Origin of the sequence: Nonomuraea sp. NPDC050691 (assembly GCF_040654455.1) — a bacterium.
In the GTDB taxonomy this organism is placed as follows: domain Bacteria; phylum Actinomycetota; class Actinomycetes; order Streptosporangiales; family Streptosporangiaceae; genus Nonomuraea.
In genome coordinates this window covers 1-1,037 of record NZ_JBFAIA010000389.1, presented here as the reverse complement: position 1 = coordinate 1,037, position 1,037 = coordinate 1, and the positions used below count along the sequence as shown (strand labels likewise).

The 1,037-nt window shown below is 39.0% G+C and carries 2 protein-coding genes; both read right to left on the bottom strand.

Features of this window, described 5'->3' with window-relative positions:
- Window positions 1-62 precede the first annotated feature (62 nt).
- Complete coding sequence (locus AB0H81_RS44995) at window positions 63-665, bottom strand: hypothetical protein (RefSeq protein ID WP_358388805.1); 603 nt, start codon at window positions 663-665, stop codon at window positions 63-65.
- Entirely contained in the window at window positions 659-970 is a 312-nt protein-coding gene (locus AB0H81_RS44990; RefSeq protein ID WP_070765056.1) for a hypothetical protein, read from the bottom strand. The genes AB0H81_RS44995 and AB0H81_RS44990 overlap by 7 nt, the downstream gene beginning before the upstream one ends.
- Window positions 971-1,037: the final 67 nt, after the last annotated feature.

Sequence of the window (1,037 nt, the reverse complement as noted above, 5' to 3'; positions counted from 1 at the left end):
GGCCGTCTAAAAATACCTGCTCGCAAGCAGGTAAAACATATCCAAATAATCGGACTTATTGTTTAAGAACCTATCAGCATAGACACTTTCTCTACAATAAAATCATTATCGACATAAATATCAAACTGATAGAGAATTTCTGGCTCGATACTGGTAGAACCTTGTAAAGTCAGAAATTTGTCATTTGCTGTAAAAAAAAGAACAAATCCTTTTCTACCGTTTTTATTCAAACACGCGTGACTGTTGTCATGCTTACGATAGAAACCGCCATGATTCTTGAAATTCAAACCATATTTCAAAGCCAGTGCATCTGTTACTGCAACCAACTTTTGTTTTGGCCGTTCTTTAGTATCTGTAAATAGTCCGACTTCGGGTATATCTAAAGCAGCGGCAACAGCCTCAACCTGACTTTTATATTCAGGCATCACGCCGGCCAGAGGCTTACCTTCTGTATCGAATACATCGCAGCCGTATAAGCCATCTGTTTCCAAGATTCTAATTTCTAGGGTTTTTTCGTTTAAATATTGCATTGGTGTACTCCTATAAAGGGCAGGGGTACACATTCCCATAGCAGGGTACGGTATCCCTGCATGGGTAGATTGAACTGTTTGCATCTGTACAAACAGCAGGATTAAAAATACAGTGCTTTCTTTAAAAGCTAACAACTTTTATCAATGTCACCAAGAAGATTTTGGTTAATGGTCAAAATTTCCGAATCCTGATCAATTACCCCTCTGTCCGGAGAAAGTAAATGGGCTAAGGCAATCATCAACCAATCCAAATCACAGTTGTTGAATTTCTCACACAAAGCATCTAAAACCTTCGCTTTGTCCTTGTCTTCCAAAAATCTCAATTCATCAAACTCATCTTTTTCAAGTGGATTGAGTTCATGTCGAGCAACTGCTGTCATCATACCTATAAACTCAAATGCTGCTTGCAAGTCTTCTTGCTCGGGTTTCATGATAGTCATAGTTATCTCCTTTTTAGCTGGCTTTCCGGTTCATCTCGATCACTATTTGTCGCAATTGCTCGCTTTC

Bases quoted from the DNA above. Each gene is read 5' to 3' on its own strand.
- AB0H81_RS44990 (WP_070765056.1), bottom strand. From the start codon at position 970: ATGACTATCATGAAACCCGAGCAAGAAGACTTGCAAGCAGCATTTGAG.